Source organism: Pseudomonas sp. FW305-28 (assembly GCF_017351395.1).
Classification (GTDB): domain Bacteria; phylum Pseudomonadota; class Gammaproteobacteria; order Pseudomonadales; family Pseudomonadaceae; genus Aquipseudomonas; species Aquipseudomonas fluorescens_AA.
In genome coordinates this window covers 1-13,119 of the sequence record NZ_JACNDD010000174.1, presented here as the reverse complement: position 1 = coordinate 13,119, position 13,119 = coordinate 1, and the positions used below count along the sequence as shown (strand labels likewise).

The window sequence follows — 13,119 nt, the reverse complement described above, 5'->3', positions numbered from 1 at the left end:
CCTCGCCACAAAACCCATCAATGCTCGCCCATCCATCACCTATTGCCTCGATAGCTGGAGTCCACCCGGACAACCCCCTAGAATCGCCGAACCTTCAAGGAGACGATTGCATGCTGATGGTGATTTCCCCCGCCAAGACCCTCGATTACGAAACACCGCCGGCCACCGCGCGCTTTACCCAGCCGCAGTACCTGGATCACTCCCAGGAGCTGATCGAACAGCTGCGCGAACTCTCGCCGGCACAGATCAGCGAGCTGATGCATGTCTCCGACAAGATCGGCGGCCTCAATGCCGCGCGATTCGGCAGCTGGACGCCGGCGTTCACCCCGGCCAACGCCAAGCAGGCGCTGCTGGCCTTCAAGGGTGACGTGTACACCGGCCTCGATGCGCAAAGCTTTGGCGAAGCCGACTTCGACTATGCCCAGCAACATTTGCGCATGCTCTCCGGCCTCTATGGCCTGCTGCGCCCACTGGACCTGATGCAACCCTATCGCCTGGAAATGGGCACGAAGCTGGCCAATGCCCGCGGCAAGGACCTGTACGCCTTCTGGGGCACGCACATCAGCGAATGGCTGAACGAAGCCCTCGCCGACCAGGGCGACGACGTACTGCTGAACCTGGCGTCCAATGAATACTTCTCGGCGGTCAAGCGCAGCGCACTGAAAGCGCGCGTCATCGATACCGAATTCCGCGACTTGAAAAATGGCCAGTACAAGATCATCAGCTTCTACGCCAAAAAGGCCCGGGGCCTGATGAGTCGTTTCGTCATTGAAGAACGCATCAACGACCCTGCGGCACTCAGCCAATTCGATGTTCAGGGCTATCGCTTCAACGCACAACAATCGAGCCAGGACAAACTCGTGTTCTTGCGCGATCACGCTCCCGAATAAGGCATAACCTTATATCGTCCCTGATCGGGGACTTCGATCAAGCCCCGATCGGTCATCTTAGTTCCCCGCCTGTTTCGCCAGTTTCGTGACGTCAATAAATCGCCCCACTCCCCCGCTAACTTTTCTTTCACTCGACACTCGTCAGTTTTTTGCGTAGTGGCACCAAAATTTTTTATCCGTAGTGGCACAAAACTATCTACCCCACCTAACTCCCCATTAACAAAGGATGAAACGGCAAGTGCCATCATATTGAGGGCAGTGCCATCTTCGATAATATTTCGAAAAATTACGAAAATCGCGATGAGCGGATCGGAACTATGTGAAATTGCACGGCTCATACCACCCGTAACGATTCTCACGGAGCGTGTAAGAGATGACTTACATAGGCCGTCGATCCAAGTAACCAAGTTGTCATGGCAATTTAGCGAAACGGTCGCCTATTTGGATCCATCTTATAAAGGACAGGAGATAACGCACCATTACTATCCCCTACAAGGCCAAGGCTGCGCCCCTATAACGTGCTCACCCGAGCACACAAGCTTCTGATTTTGTGGGCTTTTGCCAGGGATCAGAGGTGAGAGACTTTTTGCACGAGCGTTCTTGATTTACAGGGACTGGCTGCATAACAGGGCAGGTCATAACAACTAGGCCGCTTTGCGCACAACTTGAGTGCACTTATTTAGACACTCGGAACTTTGTATGCCTGCACACGGCACTGTGGCGCCTGCATTCCACACTTCCGAGTGCTCGATGACCGCTGAACACTATTAACTCCGGCCATTTAATGGCGTGAAAACAGAGGTAAATGCGATGCGCATTAGCATATTTGGTTTGGGTTACGTCGGTGCAGTATGTGCCGGTTGCCTGTCTGCACGGGGCCATGATGTAGTTGGCGTGGATGTCGCCAAAGACAAAATCGACATGATCAACGCCGGCAAATCGCCAATCGTTGAACCGGGTCTTGGCGAGCTGTTGGCGCAAGGCATTCAAACTGGCCGACTGCGCGGCACGACCAACTTCGCCGAAGCCATTCGCGATACTGACTTGTCGATGATTTGCGTCGGTACACCGAGCAAAAAGAACGGCGACCTGGAACTGAACTACATCGAAGCGGTGTGCCGCGAGATCGGTTTTGTCCTGCGTGACAAGACCACCCGCCACACTATCGTAGTGCGCAGCACCGTATTGCCAGGCACCGTGGCAAACGTTGTCATCCCGATCCTGGAAGACTGCTCCGGCAAGAAAGCCGGCGTCGATTTCGGTGTCGCGGTCAACCCTGAGTTCCTGCGTGAAAGCACCGCGATCAAAGACTACGACCAGCCGCCAATGACCGTTATCGGTGAGTTCGACACCGCCTCCGGTGACGTCCTGCAGTCGCTGTACGAAGAGCTCGATGCGCCGATCATCCGCAAGGACATCGCCGTCGCCGAGATGATCAAGTACACCTGCAACGTGTGGCACGCCACCAAGGTGACCTTCGCCAACGAGATCGGCAACATCGCCAAGGCCGTCGGCGTCGATGGTCGTGAAGTGATGGACGTGGTCTGCCAGGACAAGACCCTGAACCTGTCCCAGTACTACATGCGCCCAGGCTTCGCCTTCGGCGGCTCCTGCCTGCCCAAGGACGTTCGCGCCCTGACCTACCGCGCCGGCGCCCTGGACGTGGAAGCGCCGCTGCTCAACTCGCTGATGCGCAGCAACGAGTCCCAGGTGCAGAACGCCTTCGACATCGTTTCCAGCCACGACAAGCGCAAAGTCGCCCTGTTGGGCCTGAGCTTCAAGGCCGGCACCGACGACCTGCGTGAAAGCCCGCTGGTGGAATTGGCGGAAATGCTGATCGGCAAGGGTTTCGACCTGAAGATCTACGACAGCAACGTCGAATACGCCCGCGTCCACGGTGCGAACAAGGATTACATCGAGTCGAAGATTCCTCACGTCTCGTCCTTGCTCAACGCCGACTTCGACTCGGTGATCGACAGCTCCGACATCATCATCCTGGGTAACCGCGACGAGAAGTTCCGCGCGCTGACCGAAAACGTACCGGAAGGCAAGCAGGTCATCGACCTGGTCGGCTTCATGTCCAAGGCCACCAACCCGAGTGGCCGGACCGAAGGCATCTGCTGGTAAGTCTGTTTGCCGGCCGGGGCATGCCTCGGCCGGCCTTTCGCCTGCCTTAACCCATCGGGCCGCCCACAAGGCCCGCCCGAGATAGAGACGGATGCAGATTATGCACAGGCTAAAGCACGGCCTGCTTCAGGCCGCCGGTTGGCTGTTTTACTTGAGTTTATTGATGGGCATCGCCATGGCGCTGCCCACGTCCACGTTCGACTCCGAATCCAAGGACTTCATCTTCCTGATCGGTGCCGTGGGCATCTGGCGTTACTCCATGGGAGCGACGCATTTCGTGCGCGGCATGATCTTCCTGTACATCGTCTACCCACACCTGCGCCGCAAGGTCCGCAAGCTGGGCAAGGCGGCGGATCCGTCCCACGTGTACCTGATGGTCACCAGCTTCCGGATCGACGCGCTGACCACTGCACAGGTGTATGGCTCGGTGATCCGCGAGGCCATCGACTGCGGGCTGCCCACCACTGTGGTCTGCTCCATCGTGGAAATGTCCGACGAATTGCTGGTCAAGAGCCTCTGGGCCCGCATGAACCCGCCTGCGCGGGTCAAGCTGGACTTCGTGCGTATCCCTGGCACCGGCAAGCGTGACGGCCTGGCCTACGGCTTCCGCGCCATCTCCCGCCACCTGCCGGACGACCGCGCCGTGGTCGCCGTGATCGATGGCGACACCGTGCTCGCCGAAGGCGTCGTGCGCAAGACCGTGCCGTGGTTCCAGTTGTTCGGCAACGTCGGCGGCCTGACCACCAACGAGTTCTGCGAAGTGCGCGGCGGCTACATCATGAGCGAGTGGCACAAACTGCGCTTCGCCCAACGCCACATCAACATGTGCTCCATGGCCTTGTCCAAGCGCGTGCTGACCATGACCGGGCGCATGTCGGTGTTCCGCGCCACCGTGGTCACCAACCCGGACTTCATCGCCGACGTGGAAAGCGACTCGCTGCAACACTGGCGCCTGGGCCGCTTCAAGTTCCTGACCGGCGACGACAAGTCGAGCTGGTTCAGCCTGATGCGCCTGGGCTACGACACGTTCTACGTGCCCGATGCGGCGATCAACACCGTCGAGCATCCGCCGGAGAAGAGCTTCATCAAGGCCAGCCGCAAGCTGATGTTCCGCTGGTACGGCAACAACCTGCGGCAGAACTCCCGGGCACTGGGCCTGGGCATGCGCCGTCTGGGCCTGTTCACCTCGGTGGTGCTGTTCGACCAGCGCGTGTCGATGTGGACCTCGCTGCTGGGCCTGACCGTGGCACTGATCGCCAGCTTCAAGTACGGCACCGCGTTCATCCTGGTGTACCTGCTGTGGATCGGCATCACCCGGTTGCTGTTGACCCTGTTGCTGTCGTGCTCCGGACACAAGATCGGCCCTGCCTACCCGGCGATTCTCTATTACAACCAGATCGTCGGGGCCCTGGTGAAGATCTACGTGTTCTTCCGCCTTGACCAGCAGTCCTGGACCCGCCAGCCCACCTCACTGACCCGTGATCTCGCCAGCTTTCAACGTTGGTTCAACACTTGGTCGTCTCGGACCATGACCTTCTCCGCCGGCAGCATTTTTGTCGCCGTGCTGCTGACGATGGTCTGACCGGACTTGAATGAATTAACTAGGAAATCGCCCCTATGAACACCGCCGTGAATGTCAACGTAGTGCATGAATCCGAAGCCCAGCGCCAACATGCCCGGGTCAAAATCCCGGCCAAGCTGCGCTTCTTCGGCCCCGACCGCACGCCCATGGAAGTCAAGGTCCTGGACCTGTCCGCCGGTGGGCTGTGCTTCAACGCCGGCCAACTGCCGCTCAAGGTTGGCGAGACCTACAAGGCTCGCCTGCAGTTCGTGATCGACAACCTTGGCCTGGCCATGGACGTGGAGTTGCAGATCCGTTCCTACGACCGCCAGACCGGCCGCACCGGTTGCCAGTTCCAGAACCTGGAGCCGCGGGACATCTCGACACTGCGTCACATCATCACCTCGCACCTGGCCGGCGACATCGTCGGTGTCGGTGACGTGCTGGCGACCCTGCAGCGCGACAACTTCACCAAGGCCCGCAAGCAGAAAGACGAAAACGGTGGCATGAGTGCCATGGGTCGCCTGCGCGCCGTGACCTTCAGCCTGGGGGTCTTCGTCGTTGGCCTCGCGGCGTTCGGTTTCATCTTCAAGTCGGTGTACGGCATGTACTTCGTCAGCCACGCCCAGGCCGGCCTGGTGAACGTACCGGGCATGGCCATCACCATGCCGCGCGACGGCACCGTGCAGAGCCTGGTCAAGGCTGACGGTGTGGCCGCCAAGGGCGCCCCGCTGGCGACCTTCAGCACCAGCATGCTCGACGTGCTCAAGGGTCACCTGGACGACAACCAGTTGCAACCGGCCAAGGTCGAGGAGCTGTTTGGCAAGCAAATGACCGGCACCCTGACCTCCCCGTGCGACTGCATCGTGGCCCAGCAACTGGTCGCCAACGGTCAGTACGCCAGCAAGGGCGACGTGATCTTCCAACTGGTCCCACGAGGCACCGAAGCCAACGTCGAAGCGCGCTTCTCCTATCGCCAGTTCAGCGACGTGCGCCCAGGCACCCCGGTCAGCTTCCAGGTCGCCGGCGAAGACACCACCCGTACCGGCAAGATCGTCAGCAGCACCAGCCTGAAAAGTGCCGACCTGTCCTCCGATATCCGTGTGCTGATCCAACCTGACGAACCCCTGGACAGCGCGCTGGCCGGCCGTCCGGTCGAAGTCACCAGCGACCGTGGCCCGAACCTGAACTGGCTGATCGACAAAGCCATGGCCGTCGGTATTTAAGTCGAGGATATGCCCGTGACCACTCCACAAAACAACAATGCACCGCATTCCCTGTGGGAGCGAGCTTGCTCGCGATGGGATCGACGCGGTCTGTCTGGTACACCGAGCGGCCTGCATCGCGAGCAGGCTCGTTCCCACACAGGATATGCGTTGTGTGCTCTGGCGCTGGCAGTCAGTCTCAGCGGCTGTGCCGGCCTGCCCGACCAGCGCCTGGCCAACGAAGCGCTCAAGCGCGGCGACACGGCGCTGGCACAGCAGAACTACCAGCAACTGGCCGACCTGGGCTACAGCGAGGCCCAGGTGGGCCTGGCCGACATCCAGGTGGACAGCCGCGACCCCGAGCAGATGAAAAAAGCCGAGGCGACTTACCGCGCCGCGGCCGATATCTCGCCACGGGCCCAGGCTCGCCTGGGTCGCCTGCTGGTGGCCAAGCCCGGTTCTACCGAAGCGGAAAAACACGAAGCCGAAGGCCTGTTGAAGAAAGCCTTCGCCAACGGCGAAGGTAACACCCTGATCCCGCTGGCGATGCTGTACCTGCAATATCCCCACAGCTTCCCGAACGTCAACGCCCAGCAGCAGATCAGCCAATGGCGCAGCGCCGGCTACCCGGAAGCGGGCCTGGCGCAGATTCTGCTCTACCGCACCCAGGGCACCTACGACCAGCACCTGGATGAAGTCGAGAAGGTCTGCAAGGCCGCGCTGGCGACCACGGACATCTGCTACGTCGAACTGGCCACGGTCTATCAGAAACGCGGCCAGCCGGAACAGCAGGCCGCATTGCTCAAGCAGATGCAGGACGGTCACGCCCGTGGCGTCGTATCTGCCCAGCGCGTGGACAGCGTCGCCCGTGTCCTGGCCGATGCCAGCCTGGGCAAGACTGACGAAAAGACCGCCCAGTCGTTGCTCGAAGGCATCGCCCCTGGCTACCCCGCAGCCTGGGTCAGCCTGGCGCAACTGCTCTACGACTTCCCGGAACTGGGTGACGTCGACAAGATGATGCAATACCTGGAAAACGGCCGCGCCGCCGACCAGCCTCGCGCCGAGCTGTTGCTGGGCAAGCTGTACTACGAAGGCAAGTGGGTCCCGGCCGATGCCAAGGCCGCCGAGGCGCATTTCCAGAAAGCCGTTGGCCGCGAAGTGGCCGCCGATTACTACCTCGGCCAGATCTATCGCCGCGGTTACCTGGGCCAGGTGTACTCGCAAAAAGCCTTGGACCACCTGCTCAAGGCCGCCCGCAACGGCCAGAACAGTGCCGACTTCGCCATTGCCCAGCTGTTCTCCCAGGGCAAGGGCACCAAGCCCAACCCGGTCAACGCTTATGTGTTCAGCCAGTTGGCCAAGGTGCAGAACACCCCGCAAGCCACCGAGCTTGCCCAAACCCTCGAAGCACAATTACCGCCGGAACAACTTGCACAAGCCCAGCGCCTGCTAAAACAAGAGCAGGCCATTCGCGGCGCCATGAGCCCCGATACGCTGGAACTGCAAGCCCTAAAAGAAGATGACGGCGAGGAACCTCTATGAAGCCTTTGAAGCTCAATCCTTTCGTGCAGGCCGGAATTGGCCTGACGTGTGCCCTGCTGTGGTCCTGCCCGACCCTGGCGGCCCTGACCGACACCAAGAATTTCGGCCTGGAAGTGAAGATCACCGGCCAGTCCGAAGACGACCGTGACCTCGGCACCCAGAGCGGTGGCGACGTCAACGGTGTCGGCCTGGACCTGCGTCCCTGGGTCTACGGTGAAAGCGAAAGCGGTGCCTGGAGTGCCTACGCCATGGCCCAGGCCGTGACGTCCTCCGACATCATCGAGACCGACACCCTGCAGCAGTCCGATGGCAGCACCCAGCAAACCGACAGCGGCGATCGCGAAGCCAAGAAAAGCTACCTGGCCATGCGCGAGTTCTGGATCGGCTACCGCGGCCTGACCCCCTACCCGGGCGAGCAGTTGAAGTTCGGTCGCCAACGCCTGCGCAATGACGACGGCCAATGGCGCGACACCAACATCGAAGCCCTGAACTGGACCTTCGACACCACCTTGCTGCGGGCCAACCTCGGCGTGGCCGAACGCTTCAGCGAATACCGCACCGACCTCAAGGAACTGTCCCCCAAGGACAAGGACCGCCTGCACGTCTATGGCGACGTGGGCTACCAGTGGATGCCAGGCCAGTGGGCCGGTATCCGCGCCCACCACTCCCATGACAATGGCAGCCTCGACTACCCGACCCCGGGCGAAGCCACCGACACCCTGGACAAGACCCAGAACGGCGACTTGACCTGGCTCGGCCTGGAAGCCAACAGCGACGCCTACAACTGGCGCAACACCAACACCGTCAACTACTGGGCCAGCATCACCGGCATGACCGGCGACCGCGACACCGTCAACCCGCTCAACGCCGACGGCACGCGCCCGACAGAAGCCAAGCACAGCGACGATGTGGATGGCTGGGCGACCGACTTGGGTATCCGCCTGCGCCTCGACCCGCAATGGCAAGTCGGTGCGGCCTATGCCCGCGCCAGCGAGGACTACGAACAGAACGGCCTGCAAAGCAACCGCTCGAACTTCACCGGCACCCGCTCGCGGGTCCACCGTTTCGGCGAAGCGTTCCGGGGCGAAATGGCCAACACCCAGAGCGCCAGCCTGTTCGGTTCCTGGCAGTTGCGTGACGAATACGACGCCAGCCTGGTGTACCACAAGTTCTGGCGCGTGGACGGTAACAAGCCGGTGGGCAGCAACGGCATCAACGCCGTGGAAAACAACACCGATGACGTGACCGGCGCGATCCTGTCCACCTCGACCCTGCCGCTGCGTGATGGCGACAAGGACCTGGGCCAGGAAGTCGACCTGGTCGTTACCAAGTACTTCAAGCAAGGCCTGCTACCGGCCGCGCTGAGTCAGTCCATTGATGAGCCGTCGGCGCTGGTGCGCTTTCGTGGCGGCGTGTTCAAGCCAGGCGACGCCTACGGCAAAGAGGTCGATTCGTACATGCATCGCGCCTTTGTCGACGTGATCTGGCGCTTCTGATGCGAATGGCCATGGGAGTGCCCGATATGAACCGCTACCTCAGGAACAGCCAGGCGATGAAAGGTTCGATCAGCCTGTTGGTCGCAGCGATGCTGCTGGCCGGCTCGCCGGCGTTCGCCAACGTTGAACCGGTGGTCAAACCGGGCAACGTGGTCAAGGAACTGCAACGGGCCAAGACCTACACCGTCAACAGTGCACCGACCGCACCACTGGAACTGGCCAAGCCAACCCTGCCCGACCTCTCCGGCTACACCGCCGAAGCGGTCGCGGCAAAAATCGTCCGCACCAAGCCCGGCAAGGTCAGCGTGCGCCGGATGATGCAGGAAAACGCCTTGAAGGACTTCATCGGCGGCGACAACAAGATGGCCGAGTGGGTGGTGCGTCAGCACGGTATCCCACAGGCCATCTTCCTCGACGATGGCTACATGAACCTCAAGGACCTGGCCAAGAAGGCGCCCAAGTACATCATCGAAACTTCGCCAGGTGTCTACCTGGCGAAGATTCCGATCGTGGTCGGCCAGAAAGGCATCCTGGAAATCGACAAACAGACCCAGGAACTGCGCCTGTCACAAGAGGGCGGCTCGTTCCTGGTCAACGATGGCCATATGTTCATCCGCGACACCAAGGTCACCGGCTGGCGTGAAAAGGACAACGGCCCCGCCACGTTCCGCTCGCCCAAGGAATTCCGTCCGTTCCTGCTGGCCTGGGGTGGCACCGAGACCTACATCGTCAACACCAAGATGGCGAGTTTCGGCTACGCCAACAGTAAGTCGTACGGGGTGAGTATTTCCCAGTACACGCCGAACATGGCCAAGGTCCTCAAGCGTCCGGAACCGACCGGCTGGATCATCGGTTCCGAGTTCTCGGACATGTGGTACGGCTTCTACTGCTACGAAACCCGCGACTTCGTGGTCAAGGGCAACACTTACAAAGACAACATCGTCTACGGCATCGACCCCCATGACCGTTCCCATCGGCTGATCATCGCCGACAACACCGTCTACGGGACCAAGAAAAAGCACGGGATCATTGTTTCCCGTGAGGTCAACGACAGCTTCATTTTCAACAACCGCAGCTACGACAACAAACTCTCGGGCCTGGTGATCGACCGTAACAGCGTGAACAACCTGATCGCCTACAACGAGATCTACAAGAACCACACCGACGGCATCACGCTCTATGAGAGTGCTGACAACCTGTTGTGGGGCAACAAGGTGATCAGCAACCGCCGCCACGGCATCCGGATTCGTAACAGCGTGAACATCCGCCTCTACGAAAACGTGTCCATGGCCAACGGCCTGACCGGTATCTACGGTCACATCAAGGACCTGTCCGACACCGACCGTGACATCAAGCTCGACCCGTTCGACGCCGAAGTCTCGCTGATCGTGGTCGGCGGCGAACTGGCTGCCAACGGCAGTGGCCCGCTGTCCATCGACTCGCCGTTGAGCGTCGAGCTGTACCGCGTGTCCATGCTCGCGCCGACCAAATCCAGCGGCATCAGCTTCACGGGGATCCTTGGCGAACGCCAGGATGAAATCCTCGACCTGTTGGTGCGCCAGCAGAAAGCCGTGCTGATCGACCCTGTCGAACGCCAGACCGAATTGCGGGACTGAGGATGACCTTTATGAACCCACAGATGATCAAACTTTTGGGCCTGTCCGCCCTGGCTGCCGGCATTCTCGCCGCTGCAAGCGGCGCGCGCGCCGATGAAATCAAGGCACCGAGCTTCACCGCCGAACCATGCTGCAACCTGTGCCCGGCGGCCCATGACGCGAAGAACTACACCACGCGCTACCAGCAGAACTTCACCACGCTGGTGCAGGCCCAGGGCGACTGGCTGTTCCGGACCCAGGAAGACCTGCGCACCGAGTTCAACACCACCCCCGCCGGCTACAAGCGCATGCAACAGTTGCACGATGCGTTCAAGGCAAAAGGCGTCGAGCTGGTGATCGTCTACCAGCCGACCCGGGGCCTGGTGAACCGCAACAAGCTCAACCCACAGGAAAAGGCCGCCTTCGACTACGAGAAAGCCCTGACCAACTACAAATCCATGCTCGGCCGCTTCGCCCAGATGGGTTATGTGGTGCCGGACCTGTCGCCGCTGACCAACGAAAACCTGCCCGATACGCTGCCGGCCCACGATTTCTATTTCCGTGGCGACCAGCACTGGACGCCGTATGGCGCCCAGCGCACGGCCAAGATCGTCGCCGAGAAGGTCAAGCAGATCCCGGCCTTCGCCGACATTCCCAAGCGTGAGTTCGAGACCAAGAAGTCCGGCCGCATGGGCAAGACCGGCACCCTGCACAACATGGCCGGGCAGCTGTGCGGCACCAGCTATGCGATCCAGTACATGGACCAGTTCACCACCGAACCCAAGGGCGAGGCTGGCGACGGCGACCTGTTCAGCGATTCCGGCAACCCGCAGATCACTCTCGTGGGCACCAGTCACAGCGGCAAGAACTACAACTTTGCCGGTTTCCTGGAAGAAGCCATCGGCGCCGACATCCTCAACGTCGCCTTCCCTGGCGGTGGTCTGGAAGGCGCGATGATCCAGTACCTGGGCAGCGAAGAGTTCCAGAAGAGCCCGCCGAAAATCCTCATCTGGGAGTTCTCGCCGCTGTATCGCCTGGACCAGGAAACCATCTACCGCCAGATGATGGCGCTGCTGGACAACAACGGTTGCGAAGGCAAGCCGGCCCTCATGAGCAGCAAGACCGCGCTCAAGCCAGGCAAGAACGAATTGATGGTCAATACCAAGAACATGGATCTGCGTAACAGCAGCCACCAGGTCGACATCCGCTTCGCCGACACCTCGGTGAAAACCTTGCAAGCCACCCTCTGGTACATGAATGGGCGCCACGAGGATATCAAGATCGAAAAACCGGATACCTCCGACACCGACGGACGTTTCGCCTTCCAATTGCGCACCGACGAGGACTGGGCTTCGCAGAACCTGCTAGCCGTTGAAGTCCAGGGCCCTGAAGCCGGTAAAGAGCCACTGCAAATCGAAGCGAAAATCTGCAAACGCAACGCATCTCCGCAAGCCGGGCAACAAACGGCTCAAATCGGACAATGAGGTCTCGTCTCATGACCAGTACCACGCGCACCCGAACGTTGAAAACGCTGCTGGCGCCCTCCCTGCTGACCCTGGCACTGTTCGCCGGGGCCACGCAGGCCGCGGCCCCGCTGCGCCCGCCACAGGGTTACTTCGCACCGATCGAAAAGGTCAAGGCCGGCGAAGCGGCCAAAGGTTGCGACGCCACGCCGACGCCCTATACCGGTTCCCTGCAATTTCGCAGCAAGTACGAGGGCTCCGACAAGGCCCGCGCGACGTTGAACGTGCAATCGGAAAAAGCCTTCCGCGACAGCACCGCCGACATCACCAAGATCGAGCGTGGCGTCAGCAAACAAGTCATGCAGTTCATGCGTGACGGCCGCCCCGAGCAGTTGGAATGCACGCTGAACTGGCTGACCGCCTGGGCCCAGGCCGATGCGCTGATGTCCAAGGACTTCAACCACACCGGCAAGTCCATGCGCAAATGGGCGCTGGGCAGCATGGCTTCGGCCTATGTGCGCCTGAAGTTCTCCGAGTCGCGCCCACTGGCCAACCACCCGGAGCAGGCGCAACTGATCGAAGGCTGGTTCAGCCGGATGGCCGATCAGGTGGTCAGCGACTGGGACAACCTGCCGTTGGACAAGACCAACAACCATTCCTACTGGGCCGCCTGGTCGGTGATGGCCACCTCCGTGGCAACCAACCGTCGCGACCTGTTCGACTGGGCTGTCAAGGAATACAAGGTCGGCGTCAACCAGGTCGATGCCGACGGTTTCCTGCCCAACGAACTCAAGCGCAAGCAACGGGCCCTGTCCTACCACAACTATGCCCTGCCGCCGTTGGCGATGATCGCCAGCTTCGCCCAGGTCAACGGTGTGGACCTGCGCCAGGAAAACAACGGCGCCCTCAAGCGACTGGGTGACCGGGTGCTGGCGGGGGTGAAAGACCCGGACATCTTCGAAGAGAAGAACGGCGAAGAGCAGGACATGAAAGACCTGAAGGTCGATTCGAAATTCGCCTGGCTCGAACCGTTCTGCAGCCTCTACACCTGCTCCGAGGATGTGTTGGAGCGCAAGCATGAAATGCAACCGTTCAAGACCTTCCGCCTCGGCGGGGACTTGACCCGGGTGTATGACCCGTCGCGGGAGAAAGGCGAAAAAGGAAGCTGAGCCCACCCTCCCTGCCTGGCGGGGAATCCTGTGGGAGCGAGCTTGCTCGCGATGACGGTATGTCAGTCGCC

General features: G+C 60.8%; 10 protein-coding genes. 9 read left to right on the top strand and 1 reads right to left on the bottom strand.

Annotated elements, in window-relative coordinates; all coding sequences use genetic code 11:
- Window positions 1-110 precede the first annotated feature (110 nt).
- Window positions 111-890, top strand: a complete 780-nt coding sequence (gene yaaA, locus J4E53_RS26905) for a peroxide stress protein YaaA (RefSeq protein WP_103310899.1) — start codon at window positions 111-113, stop codon at window positions 888-890.
- Here the strand turns inward: yaaA and J4E53_RS26900 are convergent.
- Complete coding sequence (locus J4E53_RS26900) at window positions 875-1,228, bottom strand: hypothetical protein (protein ID WP_146042675.1); 354 nt, start codon at window positions 1,226-1,228, stop codon at window positions 875-877. The genes yaaA and J4E53_RS26900 overlap by 16 nt on opposite strands.
- Window positions 1,229-1,700: 472 nt before the next feature.
- Between J4E53_RS26900 and J4E53_RS26895 the strand changes: the two genes are divergently transcribed.
- The 8 genes from J4E53_RS26895 (at window position 1,701) to J4E53_RS26860 (ending at window position 13,048) form a co-directional block, all read left to right on the top strand.
- Window positions 1,701-3,017, top strand: a complete 1,317-nt coding sequence (locus tag J4E53_RS26895) for a nucleotide sugar dehydrogenase (RefSeq protein ID WP_053124910.1) — start codon at window positions 1,701-1,703, stop codon at window positions 3,015-3,017.
- A 100-nt stretch (window positions 3,018-3,117) separates the two neighbouring features.
- Window positions 3,118-4,599, top strand: coding sequence for a mannuronan synthase (gene alg8, locus J4E53_RS26890; RefSeq protein ID WP_371919231.1), 1,482 nt, complete (start codon window positions 3,118-3,120; stop codon window positions 4,597-4,599).
- Window positions 4,600-4,634: 35 nt separating this feature from the next.
- Complete coding sequence (locus J4E53_RS26885) at window positions 4,635-5,804, top strand: alginate biosynthesis protein Alg44 (RefSeq protein ID WP_103310897.1); 1,170 nt, start codon at window positions 4,635-4,637, stop codon at window positions 5,802-5,804.
- Window positions 5,805-5,813: 9 nt separating this feature from the next.
- On the top strand, window positions 5,814-7,325 hold the full coding sequence (gene algK / locus J4E53_RS26880; RefSeq protein WP_103310896.1) for an alginate biosynthesis TPR repeat lipoprotein AlgK: 1,512 nt from the start codon (window positions 5,814-5,816) through the stop codon (window positions 7,323-7,325).
- A 5-nt stretch (window positions 7,326-7,330) separates the two neighbouring features.
- On the top strand, window positions 7,331-8,821 hold the full coding sequence (locus tag J4E53_RS26875; protein WP_060743137.1) for an alginate export family protein: 1,491 nt from the start codon (window positions 7,331-7,333) through the stop codon (window positions 8,819-8,821).
- Between the two features lie 26 nt (window positions 8,822-8,847).
- Complete coding sequence (gene algG, locus J4E53_RS26870; RefSeq protein WP_060740777.1) at window positions 8,848-10,437, top strand: mannuronan 5-epimerase AlgG; 1,590 nt, start codon at window positions 8,848-8,850, stop codon at window positions 10,435-10,437.
- 11 nt (window positions 10,438-10,448) lie between these two features.
- Window positions 10,449-11,900, top strand: a complete 1,452-nt coding sequence (locus J4E53_RS26865) for an alginate O-acetyltransferase (protein ID WP_060740776.1) — start codon at window positions 10,449-10,451, stop codon at window positions 11,898-11,900.
- Window positions 11,901-11,911: 11 nt separating this feature from the next.
- The gene (locus J4E53_RS26860; protein ID WP_060740775.1) at window positions 11,912-13,048 is read left to right on the top strand and encodes a mannuronate-specific alginate lyase; all 1,137 of its coding nucleotides are present in this window, start codon (window positions 11,912-11,914) and stop codon (window positions 13,046-13,048) included.
- The last annotated feature ends 71 nt before the right edge of the window (window positions 13,049-13,119 follow it).